The 24,441-nt window shown below is 71.3% G+C and carries 15 protein-coding genes and 1 other RNA gene; 4 read left to right on the plus strand and 12 right to left on the minus strand.

Translation table 11 applies throughout. From position 1 onward, the window contains the following. Window positions 1–42 precede the first annotated feature (42 nt). The 4 genes from ABZT47_RS06335 to ABZT47_RS06350 form a co-directional block, all read right to left on the minus strand. On the minus strand, window positions 43–1,407 hold the full coding sequence (locus tag ABZT47_RS06335; RefSeq protein WP_354836840.1) for a glycosyltransferase family 4 protein: 1,365 nt from the start codon (window positions 1,405–1,407) through the stop codon (window positions 43–45). Window positions 1,408–2,129: 722 nt separating this feature from the next. Beyond that, entirely contained in the window at window positions 2,130–4,256 is a 2,127-nt protein-coding gene (locus ABZT47_RS06340; protein WP_354836842.1) for a hypothetical protein, read from the minus strand. 493 nt (window positions 4,257–4,749) lie between these two features. After that, window positions 4,750–6,951 (minus strand): acyl-CoA dehydrogenase, encoded by a 2,202-nt coding sequence (locus tag ABZT47_RS06345; RefSeq protein WP_354836844.1) that lies wholly within the window; start codon window positions 6,949–6,951, stop codon window positions 4,750–4,752. A gap of 123 nt (window positions 6,952–7,074) precedes the next feature. Then, window positions 7,075–8,334: a hypothetical protein gene (locus ABZT47_RS06350; RefSeq protein ID WP_354836846.1), complete on the minus strand. Its 1,260-nt coding sequence runs from the start codon at window positions 8,332–8,334 to the stop codon at window positions 7,075–7,077. Between the two features lie 302 nt (window positions 8,335–8,636). On the opposite strand from ABZT47_RS06350, the gene ABZT47_RS06355 reads away from it, so the two are divergent. Continuing rightward, window positions 8,637–9,743 (plus strand): trypsin-like peptidase domain-containing protein, encoded by a 1,107-nt coding sequence (locus ABZT47_RS06355; protein WP_354836848.1) that lies wholly within the window; start codon window positions 8,637–8,639, stop codon window positions 9,741–9,743. A gap of 117 nt (window positions 9,744–9,860) precedes the next feature. Continuing rightward, window positions 9,861–10,592 (plus strand): hypothetical protein, encoded by a 732-nt coding sequence (locus ABZT47_RS06360; RefSeq protein ID WP_354836850.1) that lies wholly within the window; start codon window positions 9,861–9,863, stop codon window positions 10,590–10,592. Between the two features lie 16 nt (window positions 10,593–10,608). Here ABZT47_RS06360 and ABZT47_RS06365 read toward each other — a convergent pair whose 3' ends face one another. From ABZT47_RS06365 to ftsE, 6 genes are all read right to left on the minus strand, one after another. Beyond that, the gene (locus ABZT47_RS06365; RefSeq protein WP_354836852.1) at window positions 10,609–11,292 is read right to left on the minus strand and encodes an alpha/beta hydrolase; all 684 of its coding nucleotides are present in this window, start codon (window positions 11,290–11,292) and stop codon (window positions 10,609–10,611) included. A 156-nt stretch (window positions 11,293–11,448) separates the two neighbouring features. Then, window positions 11,449–11,826: a transfer-messenger RNA gene (gene ssrA, locus ABZT47_RS06370) on the minus strand. Between the two features lie 433 nt (window positions 11,827–12,259). Beyond that, entirely contained in the window at window positions 12,260–14,251 is a 1,992-nt protein-coding gene (locus tag ABZT47_RS06375; protein WP_354836854.1) for an NTF2-like N-terminal transpeptidase domain-containing protein, read from the minus strand. 16 nt (window positions 14,252–14,267) lie between these two features. Next, window positions 14,268–14,735, minus strand: a complete 468-nt coding sequence (gene smpB, locus ABZT47_RS06380; protein WP_354836856.1) for an SsrA-binding protein SmpB — start codon at window positions 14,733–14,735, stop codon at window positions 14,268–14,270. Window positions 14,736–14,757: 22 nt separating this feature from the next. Continuing rightward, on the minus strand, window positions 14,758–15,666 hold the full coding sequence (ftsX, locus tag ABZT47_RS06385; protein WP_354836858.1) for a permease-like cell division protein FtsX: 909 nt from the start codon (window positions 15,664–15,666) through the stop codon (window positions 14,758–14,760). Between the two features lie 36 nt (window positions 15,667–15,702). Then, the gene (gene ftsE / locus ABZT47_RS06390; RefSeq protein WP_114029179.1) at window positions 15,703–16,392 is read right to left on the minus strand and encodes a cell division ATP-binding protein FtsE; all 690 of its coding nucleotides are present in this window, start codon (window positions 16,390–16,392) and stop codon (window positions 15,703–15,705) included. 236 nt (window positions 16,393–16,628) lie between these two features. On the opposite strand from ftsE, the gene ABZT47_RS06395 reads away from it, so the two are divergent. Next, a complete protein-coding gene (locus ABZT47_RS06395) occupies window positions 16,629–16,820 on the plus strand; it encodes a hypothetical protein (RefSeq protein ID WP_354836861.1) in 192 nt (63 codons plus the stop codon). A gap of 58 nt (window positions 16,821–16,878) precedes the next feature. Here ABZT47_RS06395 and prfB read toward each other — a convergent pair whose 3' ends face one another. Next, complete coding sequence (gene prfB / locus ABZT47_RS06400; RefSeq protein WP_354836863.1) at window positions 16,879–18,000, minus strand: peptide chain release factor 2; 1,122 nt, start codon at window positions 17,998–18,000, stop codon at window positions 16,879–16,881. Window positions 18,001–18,082: 82 nt separating this feature from the next. On the opposite strand from prfB, the gene ABZT47_RS06405 reads away from it, so the two are divergent. Next, entirely contained in the window at window positions 18,083–19,144 is a 1,062-nt protein-coding gene (locus tag ABZT47_RS06405; RefSeq protein WP_354836865.1) for a hypothetical protein, read from the plus strand. A gap of 148 nt (window positions 19,145–19,292) precedes the next feature. Here the strand turns inward: ABZT47_RS06405 and ABZT47_RS06410 are convergent, their stop codons facing one another. Further along, entirely contained in the window at window positions 19,293–24,179 is a 4,887-nt protein-coding gene (locus tag ABZT47_RS06410) for an NAD-glutamate dehydrogenase (protein ID WP_354836867.1), read from the minus strand. Window positions 24,180–24,441: the final 262 nt, after the last annotated feature.

Raw genomic sequence — 24,441 nt, forward strand, 5'->3', positions numbered from 1 at the left:
GCCGCATCGGCCCTGCCGACATCACCAACGGTCCGCGGGTTGTCAGGGCGTATGGCTCTCACCTGCGGCGAGCCGGAAGGCGAGCGGCCGGACATGCCCCTTTTGCTCCAGTTCAGCGGTGATGAGTCCGGTCATCCTAGCGCCCGTCCTCCCCCACGAGAACTCCGCCGCCCAGCTCCGGCACGCCCGCTGGACCTCCGCCCGGCGCACCGGGTCCGCCAGCTCCTTCAGCGCGCGGTCCACCACGTCCGCCAGCGACTCGCCGTCCCTGACGAGCCACCCCGTGACGCCGTCCCGCACCGAGTCGCGCAGGCCCGCGACGTCGTAGGCGACGGTCGGGACGCCCAGCGCCGCCGCCTCGATCACCGTCAGGCCCCACCCCTCGAACTCCGACGCCGTGACGTTCAGGCGGGCCGCGCCGAGCACGGCGTTCTTCTCCTGCTCGGCCAGGAAGCCGTGCAGGTTCACCCGGTCCGTCACGCCCAGCGCGCGGGCGCGGCGCGCCAGCGGCTCGTACTCCGGGCCCCGGCCGACAACGTGGACGCGCAGGCCGGGCCAGGTCTCCCCCAGCTCGGTCACCAGCTCCACCACGCGCTCCACCCGCTTGTGGCCGACCAGGCGTCCGAGATAGGCCACCACCGGGTCGCCGTCGACCTGCTCCCCGCCGACCGTCGTCGCCACCGGACGCACGGCCGGACTGCCGTTCGGGATGACCTCGATGGGCGCGAGCCAGCCCAGCCGGTCGCGCAGCTCGGCCCGCGACGACTCCGACACCGTGACGGTGGTGCGGCGCCGGTACAGCAGCCGGGCGACCGGGCCTTCCACGAAGCAGCCGACGCGGGCCAGCCAGCGCGGAAAGAAGGCGTAGAACTGGCGGTCGTGGACGTGGTGCACCAGGCACACGACCGTGGTGCGCCGCGACACCACCAGGGGCGCGAAGAACGGGATGCCGTTCATGCAGTCGATGACCACGTCGAAGCGGCGGCGGCGCAGCAGCATCCACAGCGGGACCAGCAGGTAGACCAGGTAGCGGTTGCCCATGCGCCGCAGCTCGATGCCCTCGCGCCGCTCGCCGCCCGCCTGCCCCGGCTCGCGGCTGGTCAGGAAGTGCACCGAGGCGCCCTGGGAGAGCAGATGCCGGCCGACCTGCCAGGCGTACTCCTCGGCCCCGCCGGCCACCGACTGCGCGGGCTCCCGGAAGTTGCACACCGCGACCCGCACTCCCGCCAACGGCTTGGGGGCGGGGAGCCCGGCCGCGCTCGGGGACGGCTCGGTGCCACCACGCGCGCCGGCTCTGGCCCTGCTGCCGGCCCTGCTCCCGGTCCCGGTCTCGGCCGCGGTCTCGGCCGCGCCGCGGGGGCGACGTTCAGGGTCGCGCGGGGCCCGGCCCACCTGCTGTGCGACCACGGACACTCCTTCGTGTGTGGGTCGAGCCCCCCCGGCTGTGCGCTCGCTTCCGGTTGTCGTTCATGTGCCGTCGAGGTTCATGTGTCTCGTCCGGCGTCATCGGCCACGCGTCCCCGCCGGTCCCGGACCCCGCACCGTCGCGGGTCCCGCGCCGCGTTCGGACGCTCGGAGGGCCATCGCGGGCAGAGCCGCCCGGTAGGTCTGCGGGCAGAGCCACCAGCAAGTGTCCGCGGGAGATCCAGCAGGGTCTGCGGGCGCCGACTACGGGCTTGCCTTACCGGCTTTGTCTACGGGCTTGGACTACGGGCGACGTCTTTGGGCACGGCGAAGCCGACCCTCCGTGCCTGGTGGAGCGGTAACGGGCCGGGCTCACCGATCGCGGCGCGGGCCCCGCCCGTGACGGATCACCTGTTGCCGTAGTTGTACAGCGGCTTGTTGGGGGGCTGAGGGCTGGGGGCGACAACGTTGACGACGCCGACAGAGGCGCCGATCGCCAGAACCACCCCAACGACGAGAGCAGCGAGTACTCGCACCATTGGGCTTTCTCCCTCCAAAGTGCGGACGCGTGGGGACCTCACCGAGAGTAGAACGTGATACAGGTTACCGGCCAGGTCATTGGTCAAAACGTAATAATAAGACTTACCGTCCAGTATGCCTGTCGTCAAGGCCGCCGCGGACGTCACAAAACGCACCATTACCACCGCTGGCCGCACCGGGTGACGTCACAACCGCAACAGCTCCATCTCGGGTCCCACATAGACGGAGACGGCTCCAGGCACCCGGGATCGAAACGTGTTCTCACTCGGTCCCACAACGAGCACGTACCGTATTCCCACAGCCCTCAACGACTCCGTCAACGGCCCCACCTCCTGCCCATCCGTCAACGGACCCGCCTCCGCCCCTCCCCGCCCATCCGAGAGGGAACCGGCTGCCTCGCTCCCCCGCTCGCCCGTCGGCGAACCGGCTCCTGCGGTGGGCGAACCAGCTCCTGCGGTCCCCTCCCCATCCATCCGTGGACCGGCTCCTGTCGCCCCCTGCCCATCCATCCGTGGACCGGCTCCTGTCGTCCCCTGCCCGACCGCCGGCGGACCGTTCTCCGCGCGCAGCAACGCGCCGACGCGCCGGGCCAGTGGGTCTTCCCCGGCGACGCGCAGTACCCGCCCGTGCCCGAGCCCCACCAGGAGCGCGTCATCCCACACCACCCGTCGCGCGAAGCTCTTGGTCGCCGGATCGAGGATGACCCGGCCCCCGTTCCACGCGAACGCCCGGTGCGCCCCCCACGGCAACGACAGCAACGCCCCCGGATGCGGGTCCCCGTTCACGATCGCCCGCACCCGCCCCCAATCCTGCGGATACTCCACCGCTTCCAGCCGCCCCAGCGCTCCCGACGCCAACCCCGGCAACCCCAACATCGGCACCAGAACCGCCACCACCCCCACAACCCACCCGCCCTTCCACCGCCCCCCGTACGCGGCCGCCTCGATCCCCGGACGCATAGGCCCACCTACGTGCGCGACCCCCTCCATCCCCGGACCCACAGACCCGCCCGCGTATGCGACCGCCTCCATCCCCGGACGCGCAGACCCGCCGGCATGCGCCGCCGCCTCCGGTCCCGGATCCACTGGCTGAGCCACCCCCGGGCGTGTGGAGTCCCCCGCCTCTGCGCTGTCGGAAGATCGGCGCCGCGACGGCGCGAAGTAGGTCGGCGATGCCGGCGCCGCGATACGGCGGGTCAGGATCGCGAACCCGACCGCCTGGAGCAGCGCCAGGGGGGCGATGTAGAGCTGGCCATCGCGCAGAGGACCGAAGCCAGGCCACCATGTGATCAACGTCTTGAGCACACCGGGCAGGTAGGCGCCGGTCAGCGCCACGGCGAGCCCGGCGCAGGCCGCGATCAGCAGGCCGATGCGGTACGGCGCCTCGCGAAGCCGGACGAAGGCGACCACGGCGAACACCGCCACGACCAGGCGTACGGAAGCGAGCCACCACGCGGACTGCCCCGGGACATCGGCGTCGGCGTTCCATATCCCGCCGAGGCTCAACAAGCTGCCGAGTGTGCCGAACGGCCCATCGGCACGGGCCGCGAACGCGTCCACCCCGGCGGGGTCGGTCACCGCCTCGCTGAGCAGCGCGGGAACGGCCCACGGCAAGCTGAGCACGGCCACCACGACGAGAACCCGCAACGTCTCACGGATCCGCCGACCCGCCCACCGCGCTCGCTCAACGGCCTCGAAGCCGTCCTGCCACCGTCTGCCGGGACGGGTGGCCGCTACGGGCACCACCACCAGAGCGGTGACGAGCATGGCCTGGAAACCGCCCACCGCCGCCGGGAGCAGGGCCGGCACGAGCCGACGCCATCCGCCACGCACAGCCGCCAGGAGCGCCCAGGGCAGCCCGGCGTACCCGAGGAGCAACGCCCACTGGCCGAGCAACAGCCGTTGCGCGAGGTAGGCGTTCCACACGTAGAACACCGCCGCCGCCGTCCTGGCCACGAGCAGTCCGGGATCGGCCGCCGCCCGCTCGCTCACGCACGCGACTCCGTCCTCAGGCCTCGGGCGAACCAGCGCGACCACGGCGGCGGCCCCGGTACCCGCCAGGACGAAGATGCCAAGCAAGATCAGCTTTTGAAGGACCGCAGCGGGCACGACCTGTGCCAGGAGCGCGACGACGAGGTCACTCGGCACCGCTCGCGGGAAGCCGCCCCCCGGCCACGTCACCGGAGGATCCGGAACGAACACCATGTCGTAGCGCAACATGAACCCGGACCGGAGTGCAGGCCAGAGAGCGACGACGCCCAGGATCAGCGCGGCCGGCACGGGCGCCGACCGCACGAACCAGTGATCTCGCATGGCCTCGCACTACTCCCGCTCAGCGGCACCCAGACCACGCAAAACTACCCCAACCAGCCACTACACCCTCGGCGAGCACCGGCGATACGGCGCTCGGCCACCCGCCGTAAGAGGGCGCCGATTTCGCCGACCACCTTCCCACCGCTCCGGCGCCGATCAGACACAACTCGTTTGAGCCGGGGAAGGCTCAGCGCAACCGAGCCCGAGCGAAGGCCGGCCCCGACCGAGCCCGGAGGAACGCCCAGCACAACCCAACCGGAGAGACGGCTGAGCGCGATCGATCCGGAGGGAAGGCCCGGCCCTGACGGAGCCCGAAGAAACGACACGTTGGAGCCGCTGAGAAGACACGACGCGACCGAGGCCGGAGACAGGTACGGCACCGGCGCGCAGGAGGGCCCTGCGTGGCGGCGCCGGAGGGAGCGGCGAGGGTCGCCCCGGGAAGACAGTGCCGAAGGCACCATTTCCCAGGACGACCGAGCCCACGTTGTCTGGGTTATTTGCCGGGTTCGGGGTCTCGGGGGAGGGCGAGCATGCGTTCGGCGATGATGTTGAGCTGGACTTCAGTCGTACCGCCGTAGATGGTCATCGCGCGGGTGGCGAGGACCGCCCGGTTCCAGTAGCCGGCGTCGCCGAGCTTCATGTCGGCGGCGACGGTGGCCGACGCGCCGAGCAGGTCGACCGCGCATTCGGACACGTGCTGGGCGTGCGAGGTGGACAGCAGCTTGCGCACCGAGGCGTCGGCGCCCGGCTCGGACCCGGCGAGCTGCTTGAGCGTGACGCGCAGGCTGAGCGCGTTGATGGAGTGCCCCTCGCAGACGACGTGCGCCAGTTCCTGCCGTTCGGCCGCGGTGAGCTCACGGCCGAGGCGGGAGACCAGGCCGAGCAGGTCGGGGACCGAGGACCCGGTGCCGCCGGATCCGGACGACAGGGACACCCGCTCGTTGGACAGGGTGTTGCGCGCGACCCGCCATCCCTCGTTGATCTCGCCGACGACCAGCTCGTCCGGGACGAAGACGTCGTCCAGGAACACCTCGTTGAACAGGTTCTCCCCGGTCATCTCGGTGAGCGGGCGAACGGTGACCCCGGGGGCCTTCATGTCGACGATGAAGTAGGTGATGCCGTCGTGCTTGGGCTTGGTGGTGTCGGTGCGGGCGATGCAGATGCCCCACTCGGCGACGTGCGCGACGGAGGTCCAGATCTTCTGCCCGTTGAGCTTCCAGCCGCCCTCGACCTTCTCGGCCTTCATCTGCAGCGACGCCAGGTCCGAGCCGGCGCCGGGCTCGGAGAACAGCTGGCACCAGATCAGCTCGCCGGCCAGGGTCGGCGGCAGGAACCGCTCCTGCTGCTCGGGGGTGCCGTAGGCGACGATGGACGGCACCACCCAGGCACCGATGATCATTTGGGGCAGCCGGACACGCGCGGTCTTGAGCTCCTGGTAGATGAGCACCTGCTCCAGCGCCGAGGCGCCCCGGCCCCACGGCTTGGGCAGGTGGGGCATGACGAAGCCCTTGGCCGCCAGGGCGCGCTTCTGCTCCTTGCCGTCCTCGATGCGGGCGATCTCGGCGATCTCCTCGCGGATGGCGGAGCGCAGCGCCTCGGTGTCCTCGGGCAGCTCGATCTCCATGTCCCGGGTGACGCCGGACAGGGCGTGCGCGGCGACCGCGTCGGCCCACTCGGCGGAGGCGCCGAGCAGCGCGCGGAGCGTCAGCGCGCGGCGGTAGTACAGGTGGGCGTCGTGCTCGAAGGTGTAGCCGATGCCGCCGAAGATCTGAATGGCGTCCTTGGCGCACTGCACGGCGGCGTCGGGGGCCATGACACCGGCGATCGCGGCGGCGTAGCGCAGCTCGTCACCGCTCGCGCGGGTGGCGTCCCAGACGGTGGCGCGGGCCTGCTCGAGGGCGACGAGCATGCGGGACGCCTTGTGCTTGACGCCCTGGAACTGGCCGATCGGCCGGCCGAACTGCACGCGCACCTTGGCGTAGTCGGCGGCGGCGCGCACGCACCAGGCGGCGACGCCCGCCGCCTCCGCGCCGAGCAGGATCGCGGCCAGGTCGCGGACGCGCGCCCGGTCGAGCCCGTCGAGGACGCGCTCGGCCGGCACGGCGACCGCGTCGACCTCGACCTTGGCCACCGCGCGGGTGAGGTCGAGGCTCCTGACGGGGGTGACGGTGACGTCGGAGGCGGACAGGGCGACCCACTCCTCGCCCTGGCCGGTGCTCACCGGCAGGACGAGCACGTCGGCGAGCGCGGCGCCGAGCACGGACTCGGCGGCGCCGCCGACGGTGAGCACGCCGTCGTCGCCGCGGGTGCCGGTCAGCGTGCCGCCGAGGGCGACGGCGCCGGTCAGCGTGCCGTCGGCCAGGCCGGGGAGCAGTTCGGCGCGGGCCTTGCCGTCGGAGGCCAGGACGGCGGCGGAGGCGAGGACGGTCGGGACGTAGGGGCCGGGCGCGACGCGTTCTCCGAGCGCCTCGACGGCCACGGCGGTCTCCAGCAGGCCGAAGCCGCTGCCGCCGTACTCCTCGGGCAGGTGCAGGCCCAGCAGGCCCTGGTCGGCCAGGCCGCTCCAGAACGCGGGCCGCTGCTCGTCCTGCGCGCCGACGGCCGCGCGCACGACGTCCGCGGGGACGTTGCGCTCCGCCCAGCCGCTGACGGACTCGCGGAGCGCCTCGTGCTCCTCGCTCAACCCGATCGCCATAACACCCTCCGTGCCGCTCGGCCTCCAGACGTCCCAGAATCATATTCTAGAAGATGCTTCCAAGGCCAACGGCTGAACGAGATCTGCGGCTGAACGAGATGAACGGCTGAGCGAGATCGCGGCTCAGGACGCGCGGGCCGTCCAGAACAGCATGTTGAGGTCGTGGTAGAGCGCCTTGCGGGCGTCGGTGACACTGGCGAACAGCATGGCGGGCTTCTTCTTCGCCGGCGAGGAGACGACGAAGACGTATGCCTGCGAGGAGTGCTTCTTGCCCCCCTGCACATAACCGACCTTGTAGCCGAGCACCCACCCGAGGTTGTAACGGGCCCGCTGCGACACCGTCCAGGTGAACGTGGAACCGGCGGGCTGGTAGCGCAGCGTCCACTTGGCGGCTTTGGCCGCCAGCTTGCGGTAGCCGTCGTAGGTGACCGGCGCCTTCGGCACGGCGAACGGAACCGGCCCGGACGCGATCAGCGCCTGCGGCCGCTTGGCCGGCCCGACCTTCTGCGCCGCCGAGAACGGAGCCTTGGCCGTCTTCGCCCACGGCGCACCGTACTGGGCGTAGCTGATGCCCGCGGCCTGGTCCACCACGTACGACAGCACCGGCGTGCCCGTTCCGGGGAAGACGGTCATGGCCTTGGCCGCGGGGACGGCCGGCACGGCGATCGTGGGCGTGGGCTTCACCGGGGCGCCGGAGGCCGCCGGTCCACCGGCCTGTGCCGGGTCCACCCGCACCGGGTCGCCGGGCCGGTCCTCGGCGAACACCATGAAGATCAGGATCACGACGACCACGGTGACGAGCAGCGCGCCGATGCCGTAGACCGCTTTGATCGGAATGTCGCCGGCGCGGAGGACCGCCGCGGAGAGCGCGCCCCGGCGCTCGCGCCCCGCTCCGGACGGTGTCCCGACGGCAGCGGTGACCGGCCCCTTCTGAGACGGGCGACCGGCAGGGGCGGCGACCGGTCCCTTCTGAGACGGGCGACCGGAGGCGGCGGCGACCGGCCCCTTCCGAGAAGGGCGATCGGCAGGGGCGGCGACCGATCCCATGTGGAACGGCCGCCCGGCGGGGGCGGCCGAACCGCCGGTGCGGGGGAACGGTCCACCCGGCCTGCGAACATCGGCGGTGACCTCGCCGTCGGGGCGCCACGTCCCGTCGGTGCTCTCGTCCTGTCCGGCCTCCCGGAGCGGCCTTCTCGCCTGCAGGGGGATCTCCACGGTGTCGGAGGCGGTCGCGCCGTCCGCGCCGGAGACTTCCTCGGACACCTGCTCTGACGCCGTGTCGGACGCCTGCTCGGACGCGGTGTCGGCCGTGGGCGGGGCCTTGGCGGCGGCCTGCGCGGCCTCCACCATCGCGAGTACCTGCTCCGGGCTCACCCGGGGCATCGGCGTGGTCGGAGCGTCATAGGAAGGAACGTACGTCGGAGGCCGCCCGGACCCAGGGCGGCTTGGGGAGTTACCAGCGCCGTCCGCCATGTCGGCAGACTACGTCACAAATCGTGATCCGTGCGGCCCAGCAGCCTCACTTCTCCGCCAACGCCCACATTGCCACAGGTCAGCGGGGCTGCGGCGCCCATTCCGGAATCCCGTCGCCGACCACCCGGCGCCGCACGTCCGACTATTACCAAGATCACGTCATTGGTGGTATATGGCGAGTATCTTCCGTCTGGTCGGGAATGACGTGTTCCATGGCGACTACACCAGGTAACCGAACGACCGGACGTGCGCTGCGGCACGCGCTGTGCGCCGGGATGGCCGGTGGCCTGGTGGTGCTCAGCGGGTGCGGCCTCACCGGCGCACCGGCCTCGACGAGCACCGCCACCACACGCGGCGGCGGCGACAGCCCGTCGGCGAACACCGCGGTGATCACCGAGGAGCAGGCGTACGAGCGGGTCATCGCCCAGGTGCTCCCGTCGATCGTGCAGATCACCACCTCCAAGGGGCTCGGCTCTGGCATCGTGTACGACACCCAGGGCCACATCGTGACCAACGCCCATGTCGTGGGCAAGTCCAAGACCTTCGAGGTCACGCTGGCCACCGGCGGCAAGCCGCGCAAGGCCGACCTGGTCGCCTCCTATCCCCTGGGCGACCTCGCGGTCATCCGCGTCGCCGACCGCAACGGCCTGACCCCCGCGAACTTCGGCGACTCGGGCAGGCTCAAGGTCGGCCAGATCGTCCTGGCCATGGGCAACCCGCTGGGCCTGTCGGGCAGCGTGACCAACGGCATCATCTCCGCGCTGGGCCGCACGGTGACCGAACCGCAGGGCGAGGGCTCGCCGGGAGCGACCATCACCAACGCCATCCAGACATCCGCGTCGATCAACCCCGGCAACAGCGGCGGGGCGCTCACCAACCTCCACGGCGAGGTGATCGGCGTCCCGACGCTGGCCGCCATCAACCCCGACCTCGGCGGAGGCGCCGCACCCGGCATCGGGTTCGCGATCCCGAGCAGCACCGCCAAGGACGTGGCCGAGCAGATCATCCGGTACGGCAAGGTCACCAACACGCGGCGGGCCGCGCTCGGCGTCCGGGTCAACACCGTCGTGGACGCCGACGGCCGGCCGGTCGGCGTCGGCGTCGCCCACGTGGACGCGGGCAGCGGCGCGGCCCGCGCCGGGATCAGGCCCGGGGACATCATCACCAGCGTCAACGGCAAGCCCACGCCGACGGCGGCGTCCCTGTCGGAGGTGCTGGCCGGGCTGCGTCCGGGCACGCAGGCGAAGGTCGGGGTCCTGCACCCGAACGGCAAGACCACGACCGTCACCGTCACGCTCGGCACCCTCTCGGGCACCTGACCCGTGGCCCCGGCCTGTAGCCGGGATGAGGTGAGCGGGCATCCCAAGTCACGCCAATGGATCAAGTAGGGCTAAAGTCCTAACGGTCACAGGCGAGACGACGAGGGACAGCAGCCGATGACGACCACCGAGACCGCCTCCGCCCGCCAGATGATCGAGCGGGCGGCGCGAGGGCACTACCGCACCATCTACACCGCCTCCGCGCTGGACGCGGCCGCACGACTGCTGGCCGAGGTGCACGAGGCCGGCGAGCGTCACGGCCTGGCCACCGCCGACTGGACCGGCGAGCACGGCACCGACCACCGCCTGGCCGAGGCCGTGCTGCACGCCCGGTCCACCGCCTACCGGCGTGCCTCCCTGGCCGGCCTGGACGACCCGCACGGCCTGCTCACCGGGGCCGCCGAGCGCGCCGGTCTGGCGACGCTGGACCACCCGGACACCGCCCCTTGCGACCCGCGCTCCCCCGCACTGGACCAGCACGCGTCATCCTCCGACCCCCGCACCGCTTCCCTCGACCCGCGTTCGGCATCGCTGGATCCGCGCGAGGCCGCGACGGAGGCGCGGCGGGCGGCCGGCGACGGACCGGCGCCGCGTGCCCGCATCCGCCTGGCGCGGCTGCCGCAGACCCCGCCCTGGGGATGGGACGGCTCGGCGCCCCTCGTGGTGAGCCTCGAACGCTTCGACAGCCTGACCAGCCCCGGGTGGAAGTGGGAGCTGTTCCCCGACGTCGGCGAGCCGAGCACGCAGATGGTGCAGGTCGTCGCCCCGCCCCCGTCCCCCGCCACGGCCGACGAGGTCCTCGCCGTGGCCCGTCAGGTCCTCACCGGCGCCATCCGCCTCTACCGCTGACGCGGCACGGGCAGGGTCACCGTCCGAGGAACGCCGTCAGCGCGTCGTTGAACTCCGCGGGGCGGGTGGCGTGCACCTCGTGCCCGGCCTCGATCGTCATCAGCCGGGCGCCGGGGATGCGGCGGGCCAGATCGGCGACCTGGTCCTGCGGCAGGTGGCTGGGCGCGCCGCCCGCGATGACCAGCGTCGGCGCGGTGACCTTGGCCAGGCCGTCCAGCCACGCCGGGTCGGGATGGTTGCGCTGGTGGGCGGTCTGCTCGACCATGGCCCAGTCGAAGGGCAGCTCGCCGTCGGGCCGCCCGGGCAGGGACAGGCGGGCGGGGTGCGGCGCGGGGACGTCCTCCAGCACCATGCGCTCGACCCGGCCCGGATGGTCCTGCGCGACCAGGAAGGCGACCATGCCGCCCATGGAGTGCCCGACGATGGTCACACGGGGCAGTTCGAGGTGGTCGAGCAGGGCGACCACGTCGTCGCGCATGAGCTCCAGCGAGTAGACCCGGGGCCAGTCGCTGGCGCCGTGCCCGCGGGCGTCGGGCGCGTAGACGCGCCAGGACCCCGCCAGGTGCTCGATGACTCCGGCCCAGGTGGTGTGGTCGCTCCCCCGCCCGTGCAGAAGCAGCACCGGCGGCGCGCCGGCGTCCCCCGCCACCTCGTAGACCAGCCGTACCCGGTTCACCACGGCGGACCGAAGATCTGTCATGCGGCAACGCTACAGAGCCGCGACCGCCGCCGGAACAGCGTTCACATCGGGCGGAACCGGCATACCCCACGCACGGCAAAGGGCGGCCGGCGGGCCTGTGGGGCCCGCCGACCGCCCTCGGGCGATCAGCTCCGCAGCGCGGGGGCGCGCGCGGGAGTGTGGAGGTGGCGGGAATCGAACCCGCGTCCTTCAACACCGCGTCAGGGCTTCTCCGGGTGCAGCCTGCTGCGATTTTCTCAGCCCCGGTGATCACGCAGGCGTGTCACCGACGGGCTCAGTCACTGTTAGGTTTCCCTATCGGCCCCGTGACCGGGTCGATCGGTTGAGCCTCCTAGCGATGCCAGATCCGGGCCGGAGGCACTCCCGGGCTGACAAGGGCCTAGACCTCGCTCAGGCGGCGAGGGCCATGTGGCCCTGAGTGCGCGTGTTATTGGCACTTATTGTTTTGCGGTCACAGGATTAACGAGGTTATGTCCGCAGTCCTCGACCCGCTTCCCCTGGCACGACATGCCGAAGTCGAAACCAGTCACCCCCTGTGGAGTTGTCAACACGACCTCCGGAGAGGCCGATCGACATGAACATACTCCACTCAACACCGGCGGTGCCAACTTGATTCCCCGCGGCGGCCCTCCGCCGGCGACCGCGGACGCCGAAACCCCCGGGGACGTGGCACGTGGCACACGCCCCCGGGGGCCGACCGGCAGGGTCGAGCCGGTCCGGACGGCAGGGCTTCCCCCGAGATGAAGCCCTGGTCTCATCACGGCGACCAGGCCCGCAACCCCCAAGCGGTGCCCGGTCACCCAGAAAGACGCCGGGAGACGCCCCGATGGTTGCTCGGCCCGGCGAGATTTTTCCGAAAGGCCGTTCAACCGTCGTTCAGGGCCGGGCGGCGGCGTTCCGGCAGGCGCGCCGGCCCTCGCGCAGAGGCCCGTTCAGGCCGCGTTCAGGGCACCGTTCAGGGTGGCGTTCACGCGGCCGTGCGGGCGCTGCGGAAGAACTGGCCGGCCACGCGGGCCGAGGCCGCCGGATCGGCGCTCTCGGTGAGCACGGCGACGGCCAGGTCGCCCTGCCAGCCCACGAACCACGACAGGTGCCGCTCGCGCTTCTTCTCGGTGTAGGTCACGGCCGAGGCCAGCCCGTAGACCTTGTCCCCCGGCGCCGAGGCGGCGGCGGCCGTGCCCGAGACGACGCCCGCGCGCATCAGCGCGCGAAGCTCGGTCAGGGTCGCCGGGTCGAGGGTGACCGGACGCGGCGGCGTGGCGGGCGCGGGGTCGGAGGAGGCGTCGGCGGCGGCGTCCGGTGATGACGGCGAGGTGACCAGCGTGGGCGGGCGCCAGGTGCCCGAGCCCAGGGCCGCGGCGACCAGGGCCATCGACAACGGGCTGACCCGCACCGTCTGCCCGGCGATGATCTTCGCCTTGGCGGCGTCGGTCGCCGCCGCCGGCATGCTCCCGGTGAACGAGCGCAGCGGCAGCCGCCAGTCGCCGCCGATGCCGAAGCGGGCGGCCGCCCGGTTGAGGGCCCCGGCGTCGATGCGGCGCGACAGGGACGCCAGCGCGGTGACGCACCCCTGGGCGAAGTCGGCGGTGACGCTCGGCGTCGTACCGGCCGGCGGCGCGGTGGAGATCGCGGTCGGCGTCGGGGTCGGGGTGGGCGTCGGCTGCTGAGGCTGGGGCCGCGCCTCCGTCTGCTGGAAGCGGGCGCCTCCGACCGTGCGGTCGGCCGGGCACGGCAGCTTCTGGTCGGGGTCCAGCCCCGCGCCGAGCAGGCCGTCCGCGGCCACGATCGAGAACGTCGTCCCGGGCGGGAAGCGCCCGGCGAGCCCGTCGGTCTGCTGGTCGAACTCTTTGGACGCCACGGCGCGGATCTGCCCGGACGGCGCGTCCACCGCGACCAGCAGCGCGGCCGGCCCGCCGCCGACGGACAGGTCGGCGGACTGCTGCACGCCCTTGTCGATGGTGGTGCGCACCGAGGTGGTGTTCGTCCTGCCGGGCCAGCGCGCCAGCTCGGCGACCTGCTCGCCGGTCTTGAGGTCGTAGGTCATGACCTCGGTGCCGGTGGAACCGGTGAGCTGGTCCTGGTAGGCCTTCTGCAGTCCGCCCTGGCCGATGGTGTCGCCGCCGGCGCGCTGCGGGCCGCCGAGCTGCTGCATGGTCTCGGCGGTGATCGCGCCGACCTTGCCGATGATGTCGACCGGCTGGGCGGGCGCGACCGGCTGCGACTGCTTCTCGATCTTCAGGTCGGGGCCGATCTCCTCCAGCCGGTCCAGCAGCTGGGCGTACTTCTTGGCGCCGAAGGTCACCAGCGGCACGAAGTCCTGCGGCGGCGCCGAGCGGATGCGGGCGAGCAGGCGATCTTGGGCGAAGCCGGTGAGCTGGAACAGCCGCTCGCACACCCCCACCGGGTCCTTCACCCGGTCGGGGTAGACGCCGGCGAGGTACAGCGTGGTGTCCTGCTGGAGCGGGTCGCCGTTGCGGTCCTCGATGGGCTGGCGGATCGGCTGGTCGCCCTCGGGGGCGACCTTGACCGCGAAGCGCTGGCCCTCGCGCAGCTGCGGGTGGATGACGCTGGGCGACCAGCGGACCTTCCACCTGCCGTCGACCACGTGCAGCGGCAGGTCGTTGTCGTACTGCCAGATCGGATTGTTGTCGCCGAGGTCGATCTGGACGTGGAACCTGGCGTCCGCGCTGTCGCCGTTGGTGGTCAGGCTCCTGAGCGCGAAGCGGATGGAGGCGGCGTCGAGCTGCACCCCGGCGTCCTCCAGCGCCTTGCGCACGGCCTTCGGGTCGCCGTCGACGCGCTCGGCCGCGGCGGCGTAGTCGCCGGACTGCCAGCCCACCAGGAACTGGCTGACCGCCTCGTGCGGCGACGGCTCGGAGAAGCAGGCCGACAGCATGGGCACGGCGACGGCCAGCGACAGCCCAGCCGACAGGGCTCTTCTCAGACGTACGGCTAGCACCACTGCTGCTCGGACCTCATCGGTTGCGGTGACGGAGGGCGCGGGCCATCTCCCTGTTCGCCTGCTTCTCGGCGAGGTCGTGCCGCTTGTCCCAGGTCTTCTTACCGCGGGCGACGCCGATCTCGACCTTGGCCCTGCCGTCACTGAAGTACAGCGAGAGCGGGACCAGCGTCAGGCCCGTCTCCTTGGTCTTGCTGATGATCTTCCCGATCTCCTTGCGGTGGAGCAGGAGCTTGCGGGGGCGCCGCGCGGCGTGGTTGGTCCAGGTGCCCATGTGGTACTCGGGGATGTGGATGTTCATCAGCCACACCTCGTCGTCCTTGACCTGGGCGTACCCGTCCGAGAGGCTCGCCCGGCCGGCACGGAGGGATTTCACCTCCGTGCCCATCAGGACGAGCCCGGCCTCGTAGGTGTCCTCGATCTGGTAATCGTGCCGGGCACGCTTGTTCTGGGCGATCAGCTTGCGCCCGGTCTCACGTGGCATACAGCGAGCCTACCGGGGAGCGTCACACCCGCAGGTACCGGCGGAGCGTCACGAACGAGGCGAGGATACAGATGAGCACGCCGACCACGGTCGTGAGCGTGATCACCTGTGCGACGTCGCTCCAGGTGAGCTGTGTCGCCAGCGCGAAGAACTTCTGCATGCTGTCGAAGATCACGATCTTGGCGAACATCAGCAGCACCGCCGAGATCACCCCGCCGACCAGGCCGGCGATGGTGCCCTCCATGACGAAGGGCAGCTGGATGTACAGGTTGGAGGCCCCGACCAGGCGCATGATGCCGGTCTCGCGCCTGCGGTTGTACGCCGACAGCCGCACGGTGTTGCCGATCAGCAGGATGGCGGCGAACACCTGGATCAGCGCCACGACGAGCGCCGCGCTGCGCAGCCGGTTCATCAGGCCGAAGAACCGGTCGAGGAGTTGCTGGTCGTTGACCACGTTCGCCACGCCGGGCGCGCCGCTGAGCGCGTCGAAGACGGACTTGTAGTCGTCGGGGTTCTTCAGCTTGACCCGGAACGACTCGGGCATGTCCTCGACCTTGACCGCGTTCAGGAAGACGCTGTTGCTGCTGTAGGAGGCCTTGAAGTTCTCGTAGGCCTTCTCCTGGGTCTCGAAGGTGACCCGGTCGACCTGCGGCAGGCTCTCGATCTGCTTCTGCAGCGCGACCTTCTCCTGCGCGCTGACCGTGCCGCGGCCCTTGCAGGCGTCGAACGGGCTGTTCTTCATGCACAGGAAGGCCGAGAGCTGGACCTTGTCGGACCAGTAGCTGCTCATGCTGCCGACCTGCGCGTTGATCATGAGCCCAATGCCGAGCAGGGCCATGCCGATGGCCACGGTCACGATGACCGCGATGGTCATCGTGAGGTTGCGGCGAAGGCCGATCCAGACCTCAGAGAAGATGAAGTTTGCCCGCATGCTTTGGGTGTCCCCTGTCGCTATCTCGCTTGGTGATCAGTACGCCTGGCCGTAGACGCCGCGCGACTGATCACGGACGATCTTGCCGTCCTCCAGCTCGACCACGCGTTTGCGCATGGAGTCGACGATGGCGGCGTCATGGGTGGCCATGACGACGGTGGTGCCGGTCCGGTTGATCCGGTCGAGCACCTTCATGATCCCGATGCTGGTGGCGGGGTCGATGTTGCCCGTGGGCTCGTCCGCGAGCAGGATCATCGGCCGGTTGACGAACGCGCGGGCCATCGCGACCCGCTGCTGCTCACCGCCGGACAGCTCGTCGGGCATGCGGTGAGCCTTGCCCTCCAGGCCGACGAGCTCGACGACCTCGGGCACGACCTTGCGGATGAACCGCCGGGGCTTGCCGATGACCTCCAGCGCGAACGCCACGTTCTCGTAGACGTTCTTGTTGGGCAGCAGCCGGAAGTCCTGGAACACACAGCCGATGCGGCGGCGCAGGTGCGGCACCTTGAAGTTCGACAGGCGCGCCAGATCCTTTCCGGCGACGTGGATGGCGCCCGAGTTCGGGCGCTCTTCCTTCAGGACCAGCCGGAGAAAGGTCGACTTCCCCGACCCCGAAGGACCGACCAGGAACACGAACTCCCCCTTGTCGACGTCCACGCTGACGTGGTCGAGGGCGGGGCGGTTCTGGTTAACGTAGACCTTGGTGACATTATCGAAATGGATCACAGGCGCATCACGGCATGCCAGTCTAGGGGTTAGGACGGTCGCGGAGGTGGCCGCGTCGGCCACATCGCATTGCTCGCCGGCCGGGGGGCGCCGTTCTTTACCGACGATCGACGTTCCGGTTGGCCGAGGCTCAGTCTAGGGGTAACACTGGCATGGAACGTCCATAACGGAAACAAAACGATTCCACACTCGCTAACAGGGTGGTAAAGCGATCACCGTGGAGAGGGAGATATCCCGTGAGCTGCGAACATCTCATCTGCGCCAACTGCGCCGGCCCGGTGGTCGAGGGGCGGTGCCCGGCCTGCCGGGCCAGCAGGGCAAGGGTTCACCACCATGGGCTGGGCGGTCTTTCGCCCATGCTCATCGCGATCGTGCTGCTCATCGTGCTGGCGTGCACGCTCGCGCTGAACCACCTCTACGGCGCCTGAGCGGCGCCACAGGGGTGGTGCGGGAAGGTCTGGGGCGGCCCAGGGGCCGGCGCGGCGGTCAGCCGCTCGCGGCGCCCGACTCCTGGCGGCGCATCCAGCGGATCTCGCCCTCGATGAACTCGTCGAGGTCGCCGTCGAGCACCGCGGTGGGGTTGCCCGCCTCGACCGACGTGCGCAGGTCCTTCACGATCTGGTACGGGTGCAGCACGTAGTTGCGGATCTGCGTGCCCCACGAGGTGGTGGACTCGCCGCGCAGCTCCGACATCTTCGCGGCCTCCTCCTGCCGCTTGCGCTCGAGCAGCTTGGCCTGCAGCACCGTCATCGCCGAGGCGCGGTTCTGCAGCTGTGAGCGCTCGTTCTGGCAGGAGACCACGATGCCGGTGGGCAGGTGGGTGATGCGCACCGCCGAGTCGGTGGTGTTGACGCCCTGGCCGCCGGGGCCGGAGGAGCGGTAGACGTCGATGCGCAGGTCGTCCTCGTTGATGTCGATGTGGTCGGTCTGCTCGACGACCGGCACGATGTCGACGCCCGCGAAGGAGGTCTGGCGGCGCCCCTGGTTGTCGAAGGGGCTGATGCGGACCAGCCGGTGGGTGCCGTGCTCGCCCCTCAGCGTGCCGTAGGCGTAGGGCGCCTTGACGACGAAGGTCGCCGACTTGATGCCGGCCTCTTCGGCGTAGGAGGTGTCGTAGATCTCGGTGGAGTAGCCCTTGCGCTCGGCCCACCGGATGTACATGCGCAGGAGCATCTGGGCCCAGTCGGCCGCGTCCACGCCGCCGGCCTGGGAGTTGATCGTGACGAGCGCCTCGCGGGCGTCGTAGGGACCCGCCAGGAGCGTGCGCACCTCGAGGGCGTTGACGTCGGTGCGCAGGGAGCCCAGCTCGCGGTCGGCCTCCTCGCGGGTGTCGGCGTCGTCCTCGGCCTCGGCCAGCTCGTACAGGACGGAGATGTCGTCCAGCCGCCGGATCAGGGTCTCGACGCGGTTGAGCTCGCCCTGCATGTGGGAGAGCTTGCTGGTGACCTTCTGCGCCTGCTCAGGGTCGTTCCACAGGTCGGGCGCGGCAGCCTGCTCCTCCAACTCGGCGATCTGCTTGCGCATGACGTCGAGATCCAGCACATCCTGAATGCCCTTCAGTGTGCCGGTAAGCTCGCTGATCTCTTCTGCGGGATCGATGGCTGCCACATCTGCCAAGGGTACGCGAAGCCGGAGCCACCTCGCGCGTGGCTAGCATGGGCGTTCTGCGGGGACTCATCGGGAGGCGAGCGTGACCAGGACCATGCGTGCCGCCCTCGCGCCGTCCCTACTGGCCGCGGCCATGGTCACGTTGGCCGCCTGCTCCACGCCTCCCGCCCAGACCAGTCGCGGCGCGGTGCCCGCCTCCGCCTCCCCGAGCGCCCCGGCCGGGACGGCCTCCCCCACGTCCACCGCCGCGGAGGCTCCGGCGGTCACGCTGCAGGAGGCCGGCAGGGTGACGCGCGAGATCCTCGCCGCCGACGACGCCGCCCGCGCCGCCGGCGCCGAGTTCTACGCCGTCGACCAGAGCCGGGACGCCCAGGCGCCGATCACCGTGGCGGCGTTCGAGTCCACCGGGCTGCGCTCCGCCCGCTACACCTGGGGCGGGCCGGCGCTGCTGGTGCCGCGCCTGCGGCCGGGCCGTTATCCCTACTGGTTCGCGGCGATCGTCGAACGCAGAGACGCCAAGGGGCAGGGCCGCACGGCCGTGCTGGCCTTCATGAAGCAGTACGAGGCCGCCGACTGGCGGCTCAGCTTCGCCTCGCTGCTCTACCCCGGCGCCGAGCCGCCCGCCGTCGCGCTGGACGAGGACGGCTACGCGACCCCGCTGGCCACCCGCGACGACTCGATCGCGATCAGCCCGCACCTGATGGCGCCGCTGCACGCGACCATCGCCGAGGAGGGGCCCAAGGGGTACGCGGCGAGCCTGATCGGGCCCGGGCCGCAGACCACCGGCTACTTCGACGAGGTCGAGAAGACCCAGCCCGAGTACAAGCTGCGCGGGTTCCTGTACGACTCGCTGTTCGCCGCGACCGCCTATCCGATCTACGCGCTGCGCACGACCGACGGCGGGGCGGCCATCCTGTACTCGCTGACCCGCACCACGCTCCGGCAGGCCAAGACGGCCTCCGCCGCGGGCCTGGTTCCGGTGCCCAAGGACGTCCGCTGGTCGGTGGGCAGCGTCGTCGTGCCGTCCATGGTGCGCATGGTGGAGACCCAGCAGTACGTCAGCCAGGTGGCCCGCAGGGGCTCCACTGAGCGGGCGCGGATCATCGGCTTCGACGGGGCCGCCACGAGCGTCACCAGCCGCTGACGCCGCAGGCCGCCCGGCAGGTGCCCGGACGGCTCGACGGACGGCTCGACGGACGGCTCGACGGGGGTTCGGAGGGCCGAAGGGCGCCCGGCGGGGGTCCGCAAGGTTGAAGGGCGCCCGGCGGCGGTCGCGCCGCCGGGCGGCGAGCTCAGCGCTCGGCGTGCGGCAGGTTGCTGGTGGCCACCAGGGTGCGCACGGCTCTCAGCGCCACCGAGAGGGTGGCCAGGTCGAAGTGGTCGCTCTCCCAGATCTCCGACAGCGTCTGGCGCGCCCGCGCGACGGCGGCCGAGTTGACCTCCGACCAGCGTGCCAGGCGCTCCTCCGGGGACGGCCCCGGCTCGCTGTGCACCAGCACGTCCCTGGTCAGCGTCGCGTGCGCGGCGTACAGGTCGTCGCGCAACGCGGCCCTGGCCATGGAGTTCCACCGGTTGTCGCGGGGCAGGGCGATGACCCGCTCGCGCAGCCGGGCGAGCTGGAGCCGGTCGGCCAGGTCGAAGTAGACCTCCGCGACGTCGTTCACGGGGCGGCCGGTGCGCGCGGAGATCTCCACCAGGTCGAACGTCGAGTACGCCGGCACCATCACCGCCGCGCGCTCGGCCAGGTCGGCCGGGACGCCCCGCGACAGGTACCCGTCGCGGCGCTCCTCGAAGGCCGCGAGGTCGGGGCCGGTCAGCAGTTTGGGCAGGTGGGGCAGCAGCCCCTCGGCGCCCTCCACGAAGAACCTCACCGCTCCCGCCAGGTCGAGCGGCGGCCTGCGGTTGCCGAGCAGCCACCGCGCGCCGCGCTCGGCGAGCTTGCGGCCCTCCAGGAGCATGGCGAGCTGGGTGGCGGTGTCGACCTTGTTGTCCAGCGCCTCCACGGCCCGCCAGAAGCCCGGCAGCTCGAACACCTCGCGCGACACCAGGTAAGCCCGGGCGATGTCGGGGGTGGAGGCGCCGGTCTCCTCGCCGAAGCGGAACATGAACGTCGTGCCGCTGGCGTTCACCAGGTCGTTGACCACGCAGGTGGTGATGATCTCGCGGCGCAGCGGGTGGGTGTCCATGGCGGCGCGGAACCGCTCGCGCAGCGCCGAGGGGAAGTACGACACCAGCCACGACGTCAGGTACGGGTCGTCGGGCAGGTCGGAGGCGAGCAGCTCGTGGTCGGCCACGAGCTTGGTGTAGGCGAGCAGCACCGAGAACTCCGGCGCGGTGAGCCCGAGGTGGGCCTGGCGCCGCTCGGCGAGCGTCTTGTCGGACGGGAGCGCCTCCAGCTCACGGTTGATCAGGCCGTCGCGTTCCAGCCTGCGCAGGTAGCGGGCGTGGATGTGCAGCATCTCCTGCGCCTGCGCGCGCGCGGCGGCCAGGACGATGTTCTGCGCCTTGTTGTCGCGCAGGACCAGCCCGGAGACCTCGTCGGTCATGTCCAGGAAGAGCTGGTCGCGGTCGTTCTCGCTCAGCTCGCCGTCCCGCACCAGCCGGTCCAGGAGGATCTTGATGTTCACCTCGTGGTCGGAGGTGTCCACACCGGCCGAGTTGTCGATGAAGTCGGTGTTGACGTACCCGCCGTTGAGCGCGAACTCGATGCGGGCGAGCTGGGTGAGCCCGAGGTTGCCGCCCTCGCCGATCACCTTGCAGCGCAGGTCGGCGGCGTTGACGCGCAGGGCGTCGTTGGCCTTGTCGCCGGCGTCGGCGTGGCTCTCGGCGGAGGACTTGACGTAGGTGCCGATGCCGCCGTTCCACAGCAGGTCGACCGGGGCCCGCAGGATGGCGCTGATCAGGTCGCTCGGCGTCATCGCCGACACGCCCTCGCGGATGCCGAGGGCGGCGCGCATCTGCGGCGACACCGGCACCGACTTGGCCGTGCGCGGCCACACGCCGCCGCCGGCCGAGATGGCGCCGGAGTCGTAGTCGGCCCAGGAGCTGCGCGGCAGCGCGAACAGGCGGGACCGCTCCTCGAAGCCCCGGGCCGAGTCGGGCGAAGGGTCGACGAAGATGTGCCGGTGGTCGAAGGCCGCGACCAGTTTGATGTGCCGGGACAGCAGCATGCCGTTGCCGAACACGTCGCCGGACATGTCGCCGACGCCCACCACCGTGAAGTCGGTGCTCTGGACGTCGACGCCCATGGAGCGGAAGTGGTAGGCGACCGACTCCCAGGCGCCGCGCGCGGTGATGCCCATGGCCTTGTGGTCGTACCCGACCGAGCCGCCGGAGGCGAAGGCGTCGCCGAGCCAGAAGCCGTACTCCTTGGCGACGCTGTTGGCGATGTCGGAGAAGGTGGCGGTGCCCTTGTCGGCCGCGACGACCAGGTAGGTGTCGTCGCCGTCGTGCCGGACGACGCCGTGCGGGGGGACCACCTGGTTGTCGACGAGGTTGTCGGTGATGTCGAGCAGTCCGGAGATGAACTGCCGGTAGCAGGCCACGCCCTCGGCCATCACCTCGTCCCGCCCGCCGCCGACCGGCGGCCGCTTGACGACGAAGCCGCCCTTGGAGCCGGTGGGCACGATGACGGTGTTCTTCACCATCTGGGCCTTGACCAGGCCGAGCACCTCGGTGCGGAAGTCCTCCATGCGGTCGGACCAGCGCAGGCCGCCGCGGGCGACCTTGCCGAAGCGCAGGTGGACGCCCTCGACGCGCGGCGAGTACACGAAGATCTCGTACTTCGGGCGGGGCAGCGGCAGCACGCTGATCGCCGAGGAGTCGAACTTGAGCGAAATGTACGGCTTGCGCCTGCCCTCCGCCCGCTGGAAGGCGTTGGTGCGCAGCGTCGCCGAGATCATCTCCAGGTAGGCCCGCAGGATGCGGTCCTCGTCCAGCGAGGCCACCTCGTCCAGGGCGGCCAGGATCTCTTCGCGGAGCGCGTCGGCCATGTCGTCGCGCAGGTCGTCCGCGCGGCGCGGGTCGAGCCGGGCCTCGAACAGCCGCACCAGCAGCTTGGCCAGCCGGATGTTGCCGAGCAGCACCTTCTCGATGTAGCGCTGGCTGAAGGCGGTGCCGGCCTGACGCAGGTACTTGGCGTACACGCGCAGGTACAGCGCCTGCTCCCAGGTGAGGCCGGCGGCGATGACCAGGCCGTTGAAGCCGTCGCTCTCGATCTCGGCGCGCCACAGCGCCCCGGCGACGTCCTCGAACAGCCGCTTGAACCGCTCGTCCCCGGCCTCCGCCGAGGAGGGGCAGCGCAGGCCGAAGTCGTAGATCCAGGCGGCCGGCCCGCCGGGCCTGCCGATCTGGTACGGCCGCTCGTCCACGACCTCGACGCCCATGCGCGACAGCAGCGGCAGCACGTCCGACAGCGAGACCGGGGCGCCGATGCGGAAGAGCTTGAACCGCCACTCGCACTGGGCGCGGTCCTGCGGCCGGTAGAGGTCCATGGCGACCTCGCCGGGGGTGGCGGCGAGCCGCTCCAGGCGGCACAGGTCCTCGACGGCCGCGTGGGGGGAGAAGTCGGCCTTGTAGCCCTCGGGGAACGCCTCGGCGTACCTGCCGGACAGCGCCGCGCTCGTCGGCCCGCCGGGCAGCTTGGCGACCCGGTCCTCGGGAAGCCCCGCGATCGCGTCGGCGAGGTCGTCCTCCCAGGTGCGGGTGGTGGCGGCGATGCGGGCCTCCAGCGCGGGCAGGTCGAACTCCCGCGGCCCGAGGGCCTTGCCGCGCTCGCCGCGCACGACGATGTGCAGGCGGGCCAGCGGCGACTCGCCGAGCATCGTGCTGTAGTCGAGGGTCGCGCCGTCGAGCGCCTCCAGCAGGATGTCCTGCATGCGGACGCGCACATCGGTGTTGTACCGGTCGCGGGGCAGGTAGATCAGGCAGGAGATGTAGCGGTTGTAGTCGTCGCGGCGCAGGAACAGCTTGACCCGCTTGCGCTCGCGCAGCCGCAGCACCTCCAGCGCCATCGGCGCCAGCTCGTCGGCGGGCACCTGGAACAGCTCGGCGCGCGGATAGCTCTCGAGGATCTCGATGAGGTCCTTGCCGTCGTGGCTGTCGGGGCTGAGGCCCGCCTTGTCCAGCACCTCGGAAACCCGGCGGCGCAGCACCGGGATGTGCGAGATCGACTCGCTGTAGGCGACGTGCGAGAACAGGCCGAGGAAGCGGCGCTCGCCGACGACGTCGCCCTCGGGGGAGAAGACCTTGACGCCGATGTAGTCCAGGTAGGCGGGGCGGTGCACGGTGGCCCGGCTGTTGGCCTTGGTCACCACGAACTGCTGTCTCTCGCGCGCCTTCGCGCGCAGCTCGGGGGACATGGCGGCGAAGCTCGCCGACCCGGCCTTGTCGGCCCGCAGGATGCCGAGGCCGGTGCCGGGAAGGGCGCGCAGCCCGTCTCCGTCCGGCGCCTCCTCCAGGCGGTACTCGCGGTAGCCGAGGAAGGTGAAGTGGCCGTCGGCGAGCCAGCGGAGCAGCTCGACGCTGTCGGCGACGTCGCCCGACGGGAGGCCCGGCGGCACGGCCTCCAGCTCGGCGGCGATGCCCTCGGCCAGGGCCCGCATCTTGGGCGAGTCCTCGACGGCGGCGCGGACGTCCTGCAGCACCCGCTGCAGGTCGCCCTCGATCTCCGCGAGCGCCTCGGGGGCGGGCAGGCGGTCGGTCTCGATGTGCATCCACGACTCGACGAGGAACTGCCCGGTGAGGTCGGTCTGGTCGTCGCCGAGCATGCGCCCGGTCATGTCGCGGCGCACCTTGATCTGCGGGTGCACGACGAGCTGGACGCCGATGCCGTGGCGCTCCAGCTCCATGGTGACCGAGTCGACCAGGTAGGGCATGTCGTCGGTGACGACCTCGACGACCGCCCCATGGCCGTGGCCGTCCTCCGGCGGCGGGGGCGCGTAGGCCCGTACCAGCGCCCGCCCCTGGGGGCGGTCGGCGGCGAAGCGCCGCTGGGCCAGGGCGGCGGCGCCGATCTGGGCGGGGTCGCGGTCGATCACGTCCTCGGGCGCGACATGCCGGTAGTAGAGCCGGAGGAAGGCCAGGAAGCCGTCACCGTCGAGGTGGTCGGCCTCCGTGGTGTCGGCACACAGTTCAGCAGCGGACCGGAGCAACCGGTCCTTTGCCTCGTCGAGCGGCATGTCGCTTCTCACTCCTTTGTGAGCGTTCGCCTTGTACGCAGTGATCTTGCCGGGGCGGGGCCATGACAGGGGCATGCCACGCTCCCGGTCGCGCGACACCTCCGCGGCGGGACGGGGTGCTCGATCGCCGTTGACCTAGTCCCCTCCGCCGTACCCGATATCAGCCCATCACACCTGAAACGTCAACTTGTCCGGTATCGTGCGCAATTCCCCTGGCAGTGCGAGTCTTCCACGGCCGCCACGTGCACCGTGACCGATCCGT

The sequence above is a fragment of the Sphaerisporangium sp. NPDC005289 genome (genome assembly GCF_040607455.1).
GTDB classification, from domain to species: domain Bacteria; phylum Actinomycetota; class Actinomycetes; order Streptosporangiales; family Streptosporangiaceae; genus Sphaerisporangium; species Sphaerisporangium rhizosphaerae.

Bases quoted from the DNA above. Each gene is read 5' to 3' on its own strand.
- ABZT47_RS06340 (WP_354836842.1), bottom strand. From the start codon at position 4,256: ATGCGAGATCACTGGTTCGTGCGGTCGGCGCCCGTGCCGGCCGCGCTG.
- ABZT47_RS06345 (WP_354836844.1), bottom strand. From the start codon at position 6,951: ATGGCGATCGGGTTGAGCGAGGAGCACGAGGCGCTCCGCGAGTCCGTC.
- ABZT47_RS06350 (WP_354836846.1), bottom strand. From the start codon at position 8,334: ATGCCCCGGGTGAGCCCGGAGCAGGTACTCGCGATGGTGGAGGCCGCG.
- ABZT47_RS06355 (WP_354836848.1), top strand. From the start codon at position 8,637: ATGGCGACTACACCAGGTAACCGAACGACCGGACGTGCGCTGCGGCAC.
- ABZT47_RS06360 (WP_354836850.1), top strand. From the start codon at position 9,861: ATGACGACCACCGAGACCGCCTCCGCCCGCCAGATGATCGAGCGGGCG.
- ABZT47_RS06365 (WP_354836852.1), bottom strand. From the start codon at position 11,292: ATGACAGATCTTCGGTCCGCCGTGGTGAACCGGGTACGGCTGGTCTAC.
- smpB (WP_354836856.1), bottom strand. From the start codon at position 14,735: ATGCCACGTGAGACCGGGCGCAAGCTGATCGCCCAGAACAAGCGTGCC.
- ftsX (WP_354836858.1), bottom strand. From the start codon at position 15,666: ATGCGGGCAAACTTCATCTTCTCTGAGGTCTGGATCGGCCTTCGCCGC.
- ABZT47_RS06410 (WP_354836867.1), bottom strand. From the start codon at position 24,179: ATGCCGCTCGACGAGGCAAAGGACCGGTTGCTCCGGTCCGCTGCTGAA.